The 16,476-nt window shown below is 64.9% G+C and carries 15 protein-coding genes; 8 read left to right on the top strand and 7 right to left on the bottom strand.

The genetic code is table 11. The features are described from left to right. Positions 1 to 169: 169 nt before the first annotated feature. Positions 170 to 379 (top strand): transposase, encoded by a 210-nt coding sequence (locus tag VOI21_RS10355; protein ID WP_416358968.1) that lies wholly within the window; start codon positions 170 to 172, stop codon positions 377 to 379. Positions 380 to 416: 37 nt separating this feature from the next. Here the strand turns inward: VOI21_RS10355 and VOI21_RS10350 are convergent, their stop codons facing one another. The 7 genes from VOI21_RS10350 to VOI21_RS10320 form a co-directional block, all read right to left on the bottom strand. Further along, positions 417 to 2,192 (bottom strand): formylglycine-generating enzyme family protein, encoded by a 1,776-nt coding sequence (locus tag VOI21_RS10350; protein WP_323769779.1) that lies wholly within the window; start codon positions 2,190 to 2,192, stop codon positions 417 to 419. Continuing rightward, positions 2,189 to 2,572, bottom strand: coding sequence for a VOC family protein (locus VOI21_RS10345; protein ID WP_323769778.1), 384 nt, complete (start codon positions 2,570 to 2,572; stop codon positions 2,189 to 2,191). Before VOI21_RS10345 ends, VOI21_RS10350 begins: the two co-directional genes overlap by 4 nt. Positions 2,573 to 2,620: 48 nt before the next feature. Beyond that, positions 2,621 to 4,003: an ABC transporter substrate-binding protein gene (locus VOI21_RS10340; RefSeq protein ID WP_323769777.1), complete on the bottom strand. Its 1,383-nt coding sequence runs from the start codon at positions 4,001 to 4,003 to the stop codon at positions 2,621 to 2,623. Beyond that, entirely contained in the window at positions 4,000 to 4,836 is an 837-nt protein-coding gene (locus tag VOI21_RS10335; protein ID WP_323769776.1) for an ABC transporter permease, read from the bottom strand. The genes VOI21_RS10340 and VOI21_RS10335 overlap by 4 nt, the downstream gene beginning before the upstream one ends. A gap of 13 nt (positions 4,837 to 4,849) precedes the next feature. Then, positions 4,850 to 5,860 carry an ABC transporter permease gene (locus VOI21_RS10330; RefSeq protein WP_323769775.1) on the bottom strand — a complete coding sequence of 337 codons (1,011 nt, stop codon included), beginning with the start codon at positions 5,858 to 5,860 and terminating at the stop codon, positions 4,850 to 4,852. Between the two features lie 81 nt (positions 5,861 to 5,941). Then, positions 5,942 to 7,516 (bottom strand): ABC transporter substrate-binding protein, encoded by a 1,575-nt coding sequence (locus VOI21_RS10325; protein WP_323769774.1) that lies wholly within the window; start codon positions 7,514 to 7,516, stop codon positions 5,942 to 5,944. 203 nt (positions 7,517 to 7,719) lie between these two features. After that, positions 7,720 to 8,589 (bottom strand): sulfurtransferase, encoded by an 870-nt coding sequence (locus VOI21_RS10320; protein ID WP_323769773.1) that lies wholly within the window; start codon positions 8,587 to 8,589, stop codon positions 7,720 to 7,722. A gap of 113 nt (positions 8,590 to 8,702) precedes the next feature. Here VOI21_RS10320 and VOI21_RS10315 point away from each other — a divergent pair, with 113 nt between their 5' ends. Genes VOI21_RS10315 through VOI21_RS10285 form a run of 7 tightly spaced genes read left to right on the top strand, consistent with a single transcriptional unit; the run spans position 8,703 to position 16,112 of the window. Further along, positions 8,703 to 10,490 (top strand): ABC transporter ATP-binding protein, encoded by a 1,788-nt coding sequence (locus VOI21_RS10315; RefSeq protein ID WP_323769772.1) that lies wholly within the window; start codon positions 8,703 to 8,705, stop codon positions 10,488 to 10,490. 45 nt (positions 10,491 to 10,535) lie between these two features. After that, the gene (locus VOI21_RS10310; RefSeq protein WP_323769771.1) at positions 10,536 to 11,210 is read left to right on the top strand and encodes an aspartate/glutamate racemase family protein; all 675 of its coding nucleotides are present in this window, start codon (positions 10,536 to 10,538) and stop codon (positions 11,208 to 11,210) included. Position 11,211: 1 nt separating this feature from the next. Continuing rightward, a complete protein-coding gene (locus VOI21_RS10305; protein ID WP_323769770.1) occupies positions 11,212 to 12,588 on the top strand; it encodes a dihydroorotase in 1,377 nt (458 codons plus the stop codon). After that, positions 12,585 to 13,511: a dihydrodipicolinate synthase family protein gene (locus VOI21_RS10300; RefSeq protein WP_323769769.1), complete on the top strand. Its 927-nt coding sequence runs from the start codon at positions 12,585 to 12,587 to the stop codon at positions 13,509 to 13,511. Before VOI21_RS10305 ends, VOI21_RS10300 begins: the two co-directional genes overlap by 4 nt. Further along, complete coding sequence (locus tag VOI21_RS10295; RefSeq protein ID WP_323769767.1) at positions 13,511 to 14,260, top strand: SDR family oxidoreductase; 750 nt, start codon at positions 13,511 to 13,513, stop codon at positions 14,258 to 14,260. The genes VOI21_RS10300 and VOI21_RS10295 overlap by 1 nt, the downstream gene beginning before the upstream one ends. Beyond that, a complete protein-coding gene (locus VOI21_RS10290; RefSeq protein ID WP_323769766.1) occupies positions 14,260 to 15,417 on the top strand; it encodes a PatB family C-S lyase in 1,158 nt (385 codons plus the stop codon). Before VOI21_RS10295 ends, VOI21_RS10290 begins: the two co-directional genes overlap by 1 nt. Further along, complete coding sequence (locus VOI21_RS10285; protein WP_323769765.1) at positions 15,414 to 16,112, top strand: GntR family transcriptional regulator; 699 nt, start codon at positions 15,414 to 15,416, stop codon at positions 16,110 to 16,112. The genes VOI21_RS10290 and VOI21_RS10285 overlap by 4 nt, the downstream gene beginning before the upstream one ends. Positions 16,113 to 16,476 lie beyond the last annotated feature (364 nt).

Below are 16,476 nucleotides of genomic sequence, written 5' to 3'. Positions count from 1 at the left end.
GACTTACTGCGTGGACCTGGGACAGTAGCCGGGCGATATGAGCCGTTGCGGCCCAGCAAAGGACAAGACCACGAATTGGTCATTGCCTGTCCGCTGCCTAGCGGGCGCTACTGGCACCGACGACGTCAAGCGATCCCAAGATAACGTGGCGATGGCCGCTTAGCGGCGGGTGCGGCCCCAAGCCAAGTGTCGGCGAAGCCGCGATCCAGCGCTGTCTGACCCCCAAGTCCTGTTTGGCCCGCCTTTGCTGCCCACCACAGGCTTTGTAGAACACGTACTGAAATTGGTTGGGCAGGATTGGCAGGTGCCCAACTTCACGACCTCGTGCCGTCGCGATAAGTTGCCGAACGTAAGCCTGCCGTATCGTGGGGGTGCGTGAACTATCCGAATGCCCGATCAAGCCTTGACGCGCGTCATCAAACCACCACGATCCGAAATCCGTTGCCGCGCCAGAAACCATTCGGTTCCAGGCTCCCACGATAGATGCCATTGGCCTTTGCCCGCCCCGACGAAAAGCACCCACCGCGCAACACCCGCCGCACTTGCGGCGGCGCGTCGAGAGACTCTCGTCCGTCATCGGCCCAGGGGAAGGCAAAGCGCGGCGCGGTCATGTCCTCGCCCCAGAGCGTGGTGCACCATTCCCAAGCCTGACCGGCCATGTCGAAACACCCGTAGGGAGACGCGCCCTCGGGGAAAAGCCCGACCGTGCATATGTCGTTGAAGCCCGTCTCTTCGTCATTGGCGTGTTCGGCCCGCCATTCGGCGCCCCAAGGATAAATGCGCGCTTGCGGACCGCGGGCCGCGGCTTCCCACTCGCGCTCGGTTGGCAGGCGGACGGTTTGCGTGGCGTCGACACGTCCCTCGCGGCGCCACAGCTCGGTGAGCCAGCGGCAAAACGCGCGTGCGTCGTGCCAAGTCAGATCCGTGGCCGGGTGGCTGGCCCGCTCGGGGGCGCGTCCGCTGGCCGAACTCCAGTCGCGTGCCGTGGCTTCGACAAAGCGCAGATAAGCGCCACATGTCACGGGGAACGCCCCGATACGGAACGCCTGCAACGTGACCTCGTGGGACGGCGCCGAGTTGGGGTGCAGGTCGCCCCCCATTTCGTAGCGTCCGGCGGGGATCTCGACCAGTTGATCGAGCGGGCGTGGATCACCCAGCCTTGCCAAGGCCTGACCTGCACGGCGGCGGAGCGCCGGGGCGGCGCCCCCTGCCTCGATGGCATCTGCCAGCATCCGTGCCAATTCCGGCGCAGCGGGGCTGGCCGCAGGCGTGAGATCGGCCGCAGCCATCAACATCCCCAGCTCGCCTGCCCCGGCCAATGCGGTGGCAAGCTCTGCGTCCTCGCCCCGGCTTACCACCAACGCCCGCAGCGGTCCGGTCCAGCGGGCTTTGTTGCTCAGGACACGCGCAACGACGCCTTCGGCATCCAGCGCAGCTAGGGCGGCGGCGTCGCGGGTCTCTTGCAGCCATTCCGCCTCGACCGGAAGCGCCGCGGCTTCGGCGATCCGCAAGGCCCTGCTTTCGTCCAGAGAAAGCGCCCAGAGGCCCGCGTGCACCCACATTTCATCGCAGGGGTCGTGCCTTTGCATACCTGTCAGCGCGGCCTCCCGCGCGGGCTTTAGCAGCGGCAGAAGTGCGTGGGCGCGAAGGTCCGGATGCAGGCGGATAGTTTCAAGCGCGCCACTCTCGCACAGGATCAGCAGCCGCGTCTCGTGGGTATCGGCCAGCCAGGCCATCGCCGCCTGCACCAGAGCCGAGGGATCAGTCTCACGCTCCAGCCCGTCGAGGATCAGCAGCACCGGTCCAGTGGTCGCTTTCGCCTTGGCCAGCAACACCCTGCCCTGCCCCGGGGCGGAGACGAGGGGACGTGGCACCCCCGCCTCCCAGACCTGCGGGAGTGACAGGCCCTCCGGGTTGCGGATCGCCAGACGGCAGAGCGCCGGTGGGGTCCGCGCAGGGTCACTGGCGCGCTGATGTTCCAGCGCGCCAGTGATCTCTTGCGCCAGCGTGGTCATCCCCCCGCCACGCGGCGCGTGCAGCAGTTGTGCGCGGTTCATCGAGACCATCTCGGCGGCGGTGAACTGAACGATCGCATCTGGTGCGGCGCCCTCGGCGAAGACCCGCAGCCCCTTGGCGGCGCGGTCCTCGTGCGTAAAGTCCACCAGTCGCGGCAGGATCGGATGCCCGGTCATTTGAAAAGCTTTGCCACGTCCGGGTTGTGGAACCGCTGGATTTCTATGGCGTACCCCGCCGGATCCTCGAAGAAGAAATGCTCGCAATAGGTGCCGCGCAGGATGTCCGACAAGCCTGTGACGCCTGCTGCCTTCATCTTTTCATGCCATCCGGGCACGTCCTCCGAGACGACTGTCAGCAAGGTCGCGCTTTTTTCCTGAAACTTGAGGTGCCCCTTGGTGCCATCGACGATACCGAAATAAGCGTTTCCGGCGATGCGGTAGATCCGCGCCAGTCCCTGGTCGAGCACCAGCTCGAAACCCAGCACATCCTCGTAGAATGGGGCAACCGCGTGGATGTCCTGATAATAGTAGAAGGTGATCGCACATTCCCTGAGCATGATCGGTGTCCTTTGTGTTATTTCCGAATGGGCCGTTCGGCGCGGCCCTCAGGCGATCCGAAGGATGCCCTTGTGATCGAGGCTCAGCCCCTGCAACGCGGGCGCGTGGGCAAGGCAGAGCACGGGGTGAAAGAGATAGACCCAAGGCGGGGCCGTCTGCAGGCGTCGCAGGATCGTGCCGTAGGCGCGCGCGCGGGCATCGTTGTCCGTGATGTGCCGGGCGGCATCAAAGCCCGCGTCGACCTGCTGATCCTCCACGCCCTGCCACCAGACTGCCCGGCTTGAGGCGGAAATCTTGTCATCGAGCACCCGGAAAGTGCTGTGCGGCGAACTGTCGAAAATCGCGACATCGCCCATCTTTTTCTCGCCGATGTCGCGGGCGTATTGCGGGCGATCCTCGGCAATTTCCACACGGGTTTCAAAGCCGACCGCATTCCAAGCCTCGGCCAAAAAGCGGGCGATCTCAGGGGCACGTTCGGGCATGTAGGTCGGACTGCGCAACACCACTTCGCGCGGGGCCTGCGACGCCGCCAACAAGCGGCGCGCCTCGTCCGGCGCATGGCCCATAGGCGTCAAACCGGCCTCCGGATGTCCGAAATGCCATGGGCTGACAATCGTGTCAGACGGGAGGGCAAGCCCGCCCATCACCTCGGCGATCAGGCGGGTTCGATCGATTGCCAGATTGGCAGCCAGCCGCGCGCGAGGATCGGAGAAACTGCCCTCGAACCCGTTCATATAGGCCATCACCGACATGGTGCTTGCCTGCTCTTGCCAGCCGAAACCGTCGAGGCCGCGTCGCACGGAGTCCAGTCGCTCCATGTGGGTCGCAGCCTGCACCTGTCCCGAGTGCAGCGCCGCCAGCCGGTCCTCGGCCCGCGGCAAGGCAACGAAGCGGCGTCGGCACCCATCGGCGCGGCGGCGCAACAGCACCTCTTGCCCGGCGGTGAATGTCTCGACCTCCCAGGGACCGGTGCCGATCACAGGGCGGCCCGCACCGTCCATGCGCGGCAGGTAGAACTCTGAGAGGATTTCGGGCAGATCCGGGAACGGCTTGGGCGTCTCGATGGTCAACACAAGGCCGTCGGCCGCCATGCGCGCGCCTGCCAGGTAGCGCGCGTAGGACCAAGGCATCCCGAACATGTCACGCGAATCCATGATGCGGCTGATAAACGCTGCGGCCTGTTCGGCCAGAACCGGGCTGCCGTCGTGGAAGGTCTTGCCGGGTCGGATCTGTAACGTCCAAAGACAGCCGCTGCTGTCCAGCGCCCAGTGATCGAAGAGGCCGGGTTGGATCGCCCCGTCCTTCCAGCGCAACATCGGATCGAGCACCAGCGATTTCAGAGTCAGGATGCTGCCATCGTCGGTCACCCGGTCCGGTGGCAGGAAATCGACCTTTTCCAATGCAATGGTCGGGATCTCGGGGAGGCTCATGCGATCTGGCTCCGGCGGCGAGGGTTGAACCAGTCTGCCAGTGCGTCACCGATCAGGTTGAAGGAGAGCACGGCAAGGAGGATGGCGAACCCGGGCCCAAGCGCCGTCCATGGGCTGGACCGCGCAAAGGCCAGATTGGCCGAGACATCCGCGCCCCATTCCGGCATGGGCGGCTGCGCGCCAAGCCCGAGGAAGCCCAGGCTTGCGGTTTGCAGGATGGCGCTGCCTACGTTCAGCGAGGCTTGTACCAGCAGGGGCCCGATGGCGTTGATCAGCACGTACCGCAGCAGGATCCGACGTCGTGGCAGGCCAAGCGCATGGGCCGCATCCACGTAGAGCCGTGCCGAAACGGTCAGCGCCTGACTGCGCGCCACCCGGGCGAATTGCGGTGCCAGTGTGATGGCAACGGCGATCATCGCGTTCTCAAGGCTCGGTCCGAAGGCGGCGGCAAGCGCAATGGCCAGAACCAGAGCCGGGAAGGACAGCATGGCGTCGACGAGGCGCATGATCAGTGTGTCGAGCAGGCCGCCGGCAAAGCCCGCGATCATCCCGAAAAACACGCCAATCACGAAGGCAATGCCCACGACGAGAATGCCGATGGCAAGCGTGTAGCGCCCTCCGTGCACCAAGCGCGAGAGCATGTCGCGGCCGAAACTGTCGGTGCCCAGCCAGTGGCCCGGCCCCGGCGGCAGCAGCTTGGCCCCCATGTCGATGGTGATCGGCGACTGCACCAGCAAAGGTCCGACCAGCACCACCAACAGCAGCGCGCTCAAGATACAGGTGCCGACCAAGGCCAGCGTGTTGCGGCTGAGGAAATGAACCAGTTCCTTCATCGGATCGTTCCCCTCAAGTCATCTTGCGGCGGACGCGCGGGTCCAGCACGGCGTAAAGGATGTCGACCAAGAGCGATGTCAGCATAAAGAGCAATGCAAAGACCAGCGTCGCGCCCTGGATCACCGGGTAGTCGCGATTGCGGATCGCCTCGAACATGAAGCGCCCGATGCCCGGCCAGCTGAAGATCGTTTCGGTCAGGATCGCGCCACCCAGCATTTCGGCGAATTTCAGTCCAACTACGGTAATCGCCGGCAGGAGCGACGTGCGCAGCGCATGGCCGTAGATCACCTCGCGCCGGCTCAACCCCTTGGCGCGCGCGGTCCGCACGAAGTCCTCGCTGAGCGTTTCCAGCATGGTGGCGCGCACAAAGCGGCCTAGGGTAGCGGCGAGGAAGGCTGCCAGAACGGTGACCGGCAGGATCATGTGCAGTAGCGCACTCCGGACCGCGCCCTTTTCGCCCGATAGCCAGCCGTCGATTACGGCAAAGCCGGTGACATGATCGACGAAAAGATAGCTCGACATCCTCCCCGAGACCGGCAGCCATCCCAGCCAGGTCGCGAAGACCAGCTGCAAGATCAGCGCCAGCAGGAACGCTGGCATCGACACGCCGGTCAGCGACAGGATACGCACCGCGTGATCGAAACCGGAATTTGGCCGCGTGGCGGACAGGACACCGATTGGCGTGCCAACAAGGATGGCGACCAACACGGCGGCGATAGAGATTTCCAGCGTCGCGGGCAGGCGCAACAGGATCTCGTCCAGCACCGGTCGTCCCGATTTCAACGACACGCCCAGATCGCCCTGGGCCAGCCCGACCACGTAGTGCCAGAACTGCAACAGCGCGGGCTCGTCCAGGTTGAGCTGTTGGCGCAGGGCGTCGATCTGGCTGGCGGTGGCGCCGGGTCCCAGAAGGGTGACCGCCGGATCACCGGGAATCATCCGAACCAGCGAGAAAACGATCACCAGAACCAGCGCAAGAACGGGGAGGAGCGACAGCAGGCGCCGCACGAGGAAGGCAAACATCGGGTGGTCCCGTCAGAGTGGAGGACACCGGCCCAGACACTAGGGTCCAGGCCGGTGCCGGTTGTCATGCCGTGTCGCAGATTAATTCTTGGACACGCTCCAATATTCATTAAGTGGCGGCGCGCTGTTGACGACAAGGCCGTCGACATTCGAGCGGGCGAAAACGATCAGCTTGGGGCTGAAGAGATAGGCGCCCGGCACGGACTCCACGATCGTCTTCTGGATTTCGGAATAGAGCGCCTTGCGCTTCTCCATGTCCGCCTCGCCTTGCGCTTGAAGGATCTTGGCGTCGAGTTCGGCGTTCTCCGGCATCCGGAAGGTCATCGCGCTGTTCTTGAGCGACGACAGGTAACCAATTGTGGTATGTGCATCAGGGTCATTGTACCACGGCTGGCGGCCGTCCAACGCCATCTGCCACTCCCCCGCTACGTGCAACGCGCGGTAGGACGGGAACTCGGTCTGTGCGATTTCCACCTCGACACCGATATCGGCAAGATTGGCCTGCACGAAGGTCGCCACGGCGCCCCAGAGCGCTCCCTGAAAGCTGTAGAGCTTCACGCTCAGATCAGCCGGATCGACTCCCGCCTCTTGCAGCAACGCCTTCGCGCCCTCTGGGTCGTATGTCGGCGCCATATCCTTAACGGCCGGGTCAAAGGCCCAGCTGTTCGACGTGAGCGGGCCGTAAACGCGCTCGGCGGTGCCGTCGAAGACGCCGTCAAGAAGCCCCTCATAGTCGATTGCCATCGCGATGGCACGGCGGACCCGCACGTCGGTGAACGGACCATCGGTCAGGGAGTTGTTGAACTCGAGCTGACGAATAATCTGCGAGGGGCTTTCGAGGATCTGGATATCGGGGTTATCCGCGAAAGCGGTCATTTCCTCGGACGGGACCGCCGAAAGCTGTCCGGCCTGCTGGATGATGTCGACGCCGCCGTTTTCCAATTCCAGCCGCCGGGTCGAAGCCTCTGGAATGATCGTGTAGATCAGCCGCTCAAGCTTGGGGGCGCCGCGGAAATAGTCGGGATTGGCGTCCAGCACCACGCGCGTGTCGGCCTGATAGGCGCGGAACTTGAACGGGCCGGTGCCGACCGGATTGTTGGCGAAATCCTCACCAAGCTCTTCGACCGCTGCCGGACTCACGATCGCCGATTGCGGCTGCGCGAGGATTGACAGGAAAGCCGGGTACGGCCGCGCGAGATTGAAGACCACCTCCATGTCGGAAGGGGTGTCGATGCTTTCGACAGATCCCAGCGTCGCCTCGACATAGGGGTTCATCTGCGCCGTGCGCTCGATCGAGAATTTCACCGCCTCGGCGTTGAACGGCGTACCATCATGGAATGTCACACCCTCGCGCAGGGTGAAACTGAAGGTCTTGCCGTCCTCGGAAATGCTCCAGTCGGTGGCAAGCCGGCCTTCAAGCTCGGAAAAGTCCGGCGCCTTCCATGCAACCAGCGTGTCGAAAACATTGAGGATGATTTCCGAGCCGATCGGCTCGGCCTTGTTGACCCCGGGCTCCAGCCCAGCCGGGTCGGATGGCACCGCGATCACCAGTGTCGATGCCTCTTGCGCCTGAACCTTCTGGGCGGAGAGCGGCACCGTTGCCAGCACCAGCGCCACGCCGGAGAGGGCCCCGAACAATCTGCGCGTCAGTCTCATGTTTCACTCCTGTGTTGGATCGGGCCGGGGCCCTGATTGCGCGACCGAGTCGCGGGAATTCCACTGATCTTGCGCCGTGTGATATATCTGACGCAATATCTTATTTTGGACATGCTGGCATTTTCGCATCGAGCCCAGTGGTGAGACAGCCTTTGTGCCCAAGCATTGGGCAACCGGGCACCTTACACGACAAATTCGACGGATCACGGGAACGGGCCGCGCCTCACCGGGCGCGCGGGATCCTGAACATATTGCGACCACGACCCCACGTACATCGCCGCCTCGACTCCAATCGAGGCCAACGCCAGCACAGTCACCGCCGCGGACATGCCGGCCCCACAATAGACGCCGACCGGCGCCCCTTCGGTCGCGCCCAGCCCGCGATACATCTCGGCAAGCGTCGCCCCATCGGTGATCGGACCCTCATCAGTGAAATTGTCGGGGGCCGGGGCGCTGAGCGCGCCGGGGATATGGCCGCGCTTCGGGTCCCCCTCGTCCGGCGAACCGCCGATATAGTTGGGCCGGATACGGGCATCGAGCAGCACGCCCGGAACGTCGCCCGCCAAGTTCAACGCTGCGGTCGCATCCAGTTCCGGCATGTGCCCCGGGGAAAGTGAAATGCAAGTTTCTTCATTACTGCCAGCAACTTCCGATACTGGAAGTCCGGCCTTTTCCCACGCATCCAGCCCGCCATCAAGCACCCGTACATCCGAGATTCCGGCCCACCTCAGCACCCACCATGACCGAGCGGAAGTCATCGTGCGCTCGGCGTCATAGAGCACCACGGGCCGGTCATGACGCACACCCCAACGCCGCGCCGCAGCCTGCAACGCGGCCACATGCGGCAGCGGACGCTGGCCAAGTTCGGTCGAGGCCGGTGCGGCAAAATCGCGATAGGCATCCACCTCTACGGCGCCCGGTATCCACTTTCCACTGCGAGAGGAGACGCCGGTATAAGGATTGACCGATTGCACCGCGATGACCACGGGCGGCTCTGGACCAAGCAGCATGTCGTGCAGTTCTCGGGGCGTCAAAAGAACCTTTCGGCGGGTTTCGGCATCAGGTGTCGGCATGATCGGATTCCGCTGCTGTCACTTCCCGTGATATATCACACGGCACTTTTACATTTGACACCACAGAACAGATCGGCTGTAAATCCCTTCATCAACTCTCCGACGGAATCCGCATGTCCCTTCTCTCCGTTTCCAGCCTTTCGACTCAGTTCCGCACGCCTCAAGGCTGGCAGACGGTGGTCGATGGCGTCAGCTTTGAGGTCGCCGCCGGGCAAACGCTTGCGGTGGTCGGAGAGTCGGGGTCCGGCAAGAGCGTCACTGCACTGTCGGTCATGGGGCTTTTACCCGAGGGTCTGGCGCGTGCCAGCGGGTCGGTGCGGTTCGACGACCGCGAATTGCTGACCCTGCCCGAGCGCGAAATGGCGCGCATCCGCGGCAACGACATCGCCATGATCTTTCAGGAGCCGATGACCTCGCTCAACCCGGTCCTCAGCGTCGGACGCCAGATCGCCGAACCGCTGGTGCGCCACCGTGGCTTGTCGCGCCGCGCCGCCATGGCCGAAGCTGTGCGCCTGATGGACCGGGTACGCATCCCCGCCGCGGCACGCCGCGCTTCGGAGTACCCGCACGAGATGTCGGGCGGAATGCTGCAACGGGTGATGATCGCCACCGCTCTCGCCTGCGCGCCGCGCCTGTTGATCGCGGATGAGCCGACCACTGCGCTCGACGTGACGATCCAGGCGCAGATCCTCGAACTGATCAAGGAGTTGCAGGACGAGGACGGGATGGGCGTGCTCTTCATCACCCACGACATGGGCGTTGTGGCCGAGATCGCCGAGCGCACGGTGGTCATGTACCGTTCCCGGATGCTTGAGGAGGGGCCGACCGAACAAGTCTTTGCCAACCCGCGCACCGACTACACCCGCCGCCTGCTCGCCGCCGCGCCGCGCCTCGGCGATCTGGGCGGCAGCCCCCTGCCCCGGCCCTATCCGGAGGCTGGCGTCCCGACGCCGACCGTGGTCGACACGGTACAGCGCGCGGCGGAACCGCTTCTCGAAGTGCGCAACCTCGTCACCCGCTTTGATCTGCGCCGCGGCATTCTGGGACGGGTGCACGCGCGCGTGCATGCCGTGCAGAATATCTCTTTCGACCTCTTTCCCGGCGAGACGCTGGCGCTGGTCGGGGAATCCGGCTGTGGCAAGTCCACGACTGGCCGTTCCGTGCTGCGCCTGACCGAACCGACATCCGGCAGCGTGCGCTTCGCCGGGCAAGACTTGCGCGCCATGCCCCCAGCCGCGCTGGTCCGTGAGCGACGCGCCATGCAGATGATCTTCCAGGACCCGTTTTCCTCGCTTAACCCGCGTATGCGGATCGGCGAGGCCATCGCCGAGCCGATGGTCGTGCACGGACTGCTGCGCCGCGAGGAGGCGGCGGCCGAGGTGGCACGGCTGCTGAACCGCGTCGGACTCGACCCTGACATGGCCCGACGCTGGCCGCACGAGTTCTCTGGCGGCCAGCGCCAGCGGATTTCAATCGCCCGGGCATTGGGCCTGAAGCCGCGGCTTATCGTGGCCGATGAGAGCGTGTCGGCGCTGGACGTCACGATCAAGGCGCAGGTGGTGAACCTTTTGATGGAATTGCAGGCCGATCTTGGCCTGTCCTACCTCTTTATCAGCCACGACATGGCAGTCGTCGAACGGATCAGCCACCGGGTGGCGGTGATGCTCTCGGGCGAGATCGTCGAAATCGGCCCCCGCGAGCGCATATTCGCCGATCCGCAGCACCCCTACACCCGCCGGCTGCTGTCCGCCGTGCCCGCACCGGACCCTGCCCGTCGGCTAACCCGTCGCCGGATCGAGGTGACCGAACTGAAAAGCCCCGTCTACGCGCCCGATCACCAGCCCCCCGAGCGCAGCTATGCCGAAGTCGCCCCCGGACATCTCGTGATGCAGACCGCCTGATCCCGCCCGAGCACCCAAAGTGACAGAACTCTCGAAAGACCCACGATGTCCCGAATACTCGTTCTCAACCCCAACAGTTCCGAGGCGATCACCGCCTCCATTGCGGACTGCCTCGCGCCCCAGCGCGCCTTGACCCGTCACGAAATTCACTGCGCCGAACTCGCGGACGCACCAGTCGGCATCGAGACAGATGACGATGTCGCCCGTGTCGGGCCGATGGTGCAGGCCCGCATCGCGGCTGGCGCGATCGACGCCACGGTCGTGGCGTGCTTTTCTGATCCGGGGGTCGCGGCCACGCGCAAGGCCCTGCCGGGTCGCCCGGTGATTGGCATCGCCGAAGCTGCCTATTACGCCGCGTTGCAGCTGGGTCAGCGGTTCGGGGTAATCTCGCTTGGCCCTTCTTCCATCGCCCGTCACGCAGCGCGGCTCGAAGAGTTGGAGCTGCTGCCGCGGCTGGCCGGTGACCGCGAAATCTCGATGAACGTCGCCGAGGGCAATCGCATGGAAAGCCTGCCAAATATCCGCGCCACGGCCGAGGCGCTGCGCGATCGCGACGGGGCCGAAGTGATCATCCTGGGATGTGCTGGCATGGGGCTGCACCGCACGGCACTACAGCGGGCCATCGGTCTGCCGGTGATCGACCCGGTGCAGGCCGCCGTCGCGGCGGCGATCACGACGCTGGACCTCGGCTATTACGCATTTCAGAAAACCGGAGCCTGACATGGACCTTCTCCTTCGCGGCACGATCATCACGCCCGAGGCCACGCTGATTGGGGGCTGGGTCGCCGTGGAAGCGGGCCGCATCGCCGCCATAGGACAAGGCACGGATGCGCCAGACGCGGAGAAAACCGTCGATCACGGCGCAGCGCTGATCCTGCCCGGTGTGGTCGATGGACAAACCCATGCCACCAGTTGCAAGGGGATGGAGGGCATCGCCGAGACCACCCGAGGCGCGCTTGCCGGCGGGGTAACCACGCTGGTCGACATGCCGTACGACAACCCACTGCCGCTGGACCGGCCAGACCGACTTGCCGAAAAGACGGCGGCCATCGCGGCGCATGCGCATGCCGACATGGCGCTGTACGGGACCGCCACACGCGAAACCGGCACCGCAGAGATGCGCGCCCTGATCGAAGGCGGGGTCTGCGCCTTCAAAATCTCATCGTTTGAGAGCAGCCCGACCCGCTTCCCGCGCATTGGCCCCGATCTCATGCTCGACATGATGGCGCTTCTTGCGGACACGGATTTGCCTTTGGGGCTGCACAACGAGGATCAGGAGATTGTCCTTGCACGCATGGCCGAAGTCCGCGCCGCGCGGCGCGACGGCATCGAGGCCCATGCCGAGGCCCGGCCGATGGCTGCCGAACTCGCCGCCACCGCGCAATTCCTGGCCATTGCGCAGGCCACCGGGGCACATGCCCATCCGGTCCACCTGACCGGCGCCGAAGGTTTCGCGCAGGTTGCCGCCTTTGCGGGGCTTGGCGTGCGCGCGACCGGTGAGACCTGCGTACACTACCTCTGCCTCGACGCCGCACGCGATGGCGCGCGGCTGGGTGCGCGTATGAAGGTGAACCCGCCGATCCGCGCCGGACGAGTGGACGGCCTCTGGCAGGCGATGGTCGACGGCCAGATCGCCTTCACGTCTTCGGACCATTCGAGTTGGCCGATTGACAACAAGCTGACCGACTCGATTTTCGACGCGGGGGCCGGGGTGCCCGGGCTTCAGACGCTACTGCCATTGTTTTACACACTCGCCGAGTCACGCGGTCTAGACGCCGCGCGGCTGGCGGCCGAGCAGCTCTGCACACGCCCTGCCCGGTTCTTCGGGCTTGACGCCAAGGGCGCAATCGCGCCGGGCAAGGATGCGGATTTCGCAGTGCTCGAACTTGGCGCTTTTACCTATGACGAAGCCAGCGCCGAGGACGGGCTGAAATGGTCGCCGTTCGACGGCGAGACCTTCTCCGCCCGCGTCGCCGCCACCTACCTGCGCGGCGAGCCCGTCTGGGATGGCAGCCGCATTCTCAACACTCCCGGAAGCGGGCGCTATGTGAAACGCGGCGCGGGCGGATGGTTCACCGAAGAAGGACAAGGACAATGAGCCTGCTCACCTCCGACGCGCGGGGCGTTTTCGTCATCGCCGTCACGCCGTTCACCGACAGCGGTGAGGTCGATTGCGACAGCCTCGACAGGGTCACCGATTTCTATTTCGAAAAGGGCGCTGACGGACTCACCATCCTTGGCATGATGGGCGAAGCGCCAAAGCTGACGCAGGCGGAAAGTAAGGCGGTAGCCGAACGGGTGATCCGACGCGCCGCAGGCAAACCCGTGGTCGTCGGCGTCTCGGCCCCCGGCCTCGCAGCGATCGGTGAACTGGGCAAGGCCGTGATGGACATGGGCGCGGCGGGATGCATGGTGACGACGCCGGGATCGCTAAAGACCGACCCCCAGATCCACGCCTACTTCGGACAGGTCGCCCGCACTCTTGGTGCGGACGTGCCCATTGTGCTGCAGGACTTCCCGCTGGCCACGGGCGTGCAAATCTCGGACGAGGTGCTAGGCCGGATCATCGACGATGTGCCGCAGGTGGTCATGCTCAAGCACGAGGACTGGCCGGGTCTCGCCAAGATCACCCGTCTGCGCCGGGCAGAGGCCGAGGGCCGGCGTCGGATTTCGATCCTCTGCGGCAATGGCGGCGTGTTCCTGCCCGAGGAAATCGCCCGCGGCGCAGACGGCGCGATGACCGGGTTCGGCTATCCCGAGATGCTGGCGGATGTGGTGCGCCTCGTCACAGAGCGCCAAATGGACCGCGCGCAGGACATCTTTGACGCCTACCTTCCGCTTGTCCGGTACGAACAGCAGCCCGGCGCGGGACTGGCCGTCCGCAAATACGTGCTGGCCAAGCGCGGAGCCATCGGCTCGGCGGCGCTGCGTGCGCCGGGGGGTGGGCTGGCCCCCGAAGCAATCACCGAGGTCGAGCGGCTGCTCGCCCGACAAGAAAAACGACTGAAGGAACTGACCTGATGGACCTTGGATTGAATGGCAAGACCGCACTGGTGCTCGGCGCAAGCCGCGGCCTCGGTGCCGCAAGCGCAAAGCTTTTGGCCGCCGAAGGCGTGCACGTGATCGCGGCCTCACGCAGCGGCACCGCCCCTGAAGAGGACATGGAGGGGCTGAGCCTCGACCTGTCCGATGCAGCCGCCGTCTCTGCGCTGGTCGAGCGCCTTGGCAAGCAACCTGTCGACATCCTCGTCAACAATTGTGGTGGCCCGGCTGCCGGCCCGGCCAAGGGCCAGGGGGCAGGTGCCTGGCAAGCCGCCTTTGAGTCCATGGCCAGTCCGCTTTTCGACATTACCGACGCTTCCCTGCCCGGAATGATTGCTAAAGGCTGGGGCCGCGTGGTCACGATCGGCTCTTCCGGCGTCGTGCAGCCGATCCCCAACCTCGCGCTGTCGAACGGCGTGCGTGGCGCAATCGCGGGCTGGTCCAAGACACTGGCCGAAGAGGTCGCGCCGCACGGCATCACTGTCAACATGGTGCTTCCCGGTCGGATCGCGACCGATCGCGTGGCGCAACTCGACGGGATCAAGGCCGAGAAGACCGGCACCTCGCTCGACGCGGTTCAGGAGGCGAGCCGCAAGACCATCCCTGCCGGTCGTTACGGCACGCCCGAGGAGTTCGGTGCCATGGTGACTTTCCTTTGCTCGGTTCAGGCCGCCTATGTCACAGGCTCGATGCTGCGCGTCGATGGTGGGATGATCCGGGGCCTGTGATGAGCCTGCTGACAGCGCCGGATCGGCGCGGCACCGACAGCAACAAGTGGCGGCGCTATAACGCCGACGTATTGCCGCTCTGGGTGGCCGACATGGATTTCGCCGCCGATCCGCGCATTGCCGATGCAATACGCGCTCGATTGGACGAAGGTGTGCTCGGCTACGGACGGGCCATGGACGCGCAACGCGAGGTTCTGGTGCACGCCCTGCTGCGCGACCACGGCTGGAGGATCGAGCCGGAGTGGCTGGTTTTCCTGCCCGGCGTCGAACCCGGTTTCAACATGGCGTTGTCGGCGTTCACCTCGACCGGCGGCAGCGCGATGCAGGAACTGCCGGTTTATGCGCCGCTGCGGGCCGCGCCGGGCCATTGGGGGCTGACGCTTCGGGAGGTCTGGCAGCGCCCCACGCATGGCCGCTGGATCAGCGATGACGCTGCTCTGGAAGACGCTGCCCGGGCCTCGGACGCGCTGCTCCTATGCAACCCGCAGAACCCGACGGGTCGGGTCTATACACGCGCAGAGCTCGAATTCCGGGCCGAGTTATGCCTGCGCCACGACATGGTGTTGATCTCGGACGAGATTCATTGCGGTCTGGTGCTTGACGGGCGGCGCCACATCCCTATCGCCTCGTTGTCGCCTGAGATCGCCGCGCGCTCTGTGACGCTGATGGCGGCCTCGAAGACATGGAACGTGCCGGGGCTGAAGACCGCCTTCGCGATCCTCCCCGAGGCCGGAATGCGCGCTCGGTTCGAGGCGTCGAAGCGCGGCATGGTCGACAGCGTCAACATCCTTGGCCTCGCCGGCATGAGTGCGGCCTACGGGCAGTGCATCGACTGGCGTGACGCTGTTCGTGACCGGCTGGCCGCTAACCGAGACATGCTGGCGGCGCAACTCCCCGCAGCGATCCCCGATGCGCAGATACAACCCGCCGAGGCCGGCTTTCTGGCCTGGATCGACTTTCGCGCGCTGGCCCTGCCCGCGCCAGCAGCCAGCTTTTTCCTTGATCGCGCCCGCGTGGCGTTAAGCTGCGGCACGGAGTTCGGCGAAGGTCTGGAAGGCTGGGCGCGGCTCAACTACGGTTGTGCCCCGGAACTGCTGGAGCAGGCGCTGCAGCGCATGGCCGAGGCAGTGCAGGAATACAGGGAACAGCAGGCATGACCAAGGCGCAAAAAGCCGTCGGCGACCGAAGCAAGGCACCGTCGCTCACCGACAAGGCATATGCAATGCTTCGCGAAGAAATCATCACCTGCGCCTTGCGGCCGGGCACCGACATCGGCGAGCAGGAGTTGGCCGCGCGGTTGTCGATGAGCAAGACCCCGGTCCGTGAAGCCCTTGCGCGGCTCACGCTGGAGGGTTTGCTAGAGGCCTTCCCCCGCCGTGGATACCGGGTCACGCCGGTGACCGTGAAGGACATCACGGACATCTTTACCGTGCGCAAGGCGCTCGAAGGCGTCGCCGCGGAACTGGCCGCGGTACGCATGTCCGACGCGGAACTCGACGATCTGGAAGCGCTGTCGCATGAGACCTACGGGCAGGACAAGACTCTGCCCGTCCTAGAGTTCGTTGCGGCCAACAACCGTTTCCACGCAGCCATCGCAAAAGGCGCCCGAGTGCCAAGGCTGCACGCGTTGATCACCGGCTATCTTGAGGAATGTACCCGCCTCTTCCACATGGGCGCGACCATCCGCGACGTGACCCCGGAGACCCAAGAGGACCACATACGTATCGTCGCCGCACTGCGCACGCGCGACGGCGCGGCGGCACGCGAGGCCATAGGCCTGCATACGGAGAACACCCGCCGCGGCCTCCTGACCGCTCTTATCGCGGACGAGACATCGACATTGGAGTTGTGATCCGAGACGGACGACCTTGGTCATCCGGGCACGGGTTCAAGAACACAACACACGAGCCTCGTTCTTGTTCGGCCGCACAGAGTTCGACCTGTAGGTCGTGGCCTCGATAAGTGATTTCAACAAGTTGAACACTATCGTGCCTTCGTCTTTGGGCTGTCCTGTGATCTACGGCGGCTGGCCAACGCGCAGACCTTCAGCGAGGGCGTCCCAGAACACCTCGCACGTCGGCATGGCCGTAGGTCAATGCGTTTTCAGGACTTCGTTGCCTATCTAGGCCGAGCCATGGCGGTCGCCCCCATAAGAATAATAGCCTGCGGTGTCGAGCCGGGTCCAAGTATCCTGACTGCGGCGGAGGCCCTCAATA

This window comes from Antarctobacter sp., assembly GCF_034670325.1.
Classification (GTDB): Bacteria; Pseudomonadota; Alphaproteobacteria; order Rhodobacterales; family Rhodobacteraceae; genus Antarctobacter.
The sequence above is the reverse complement of the archived record's forward strand: the minus strand, read 5'-3'. Positions and strand labels throughout refer to the sequence as shown.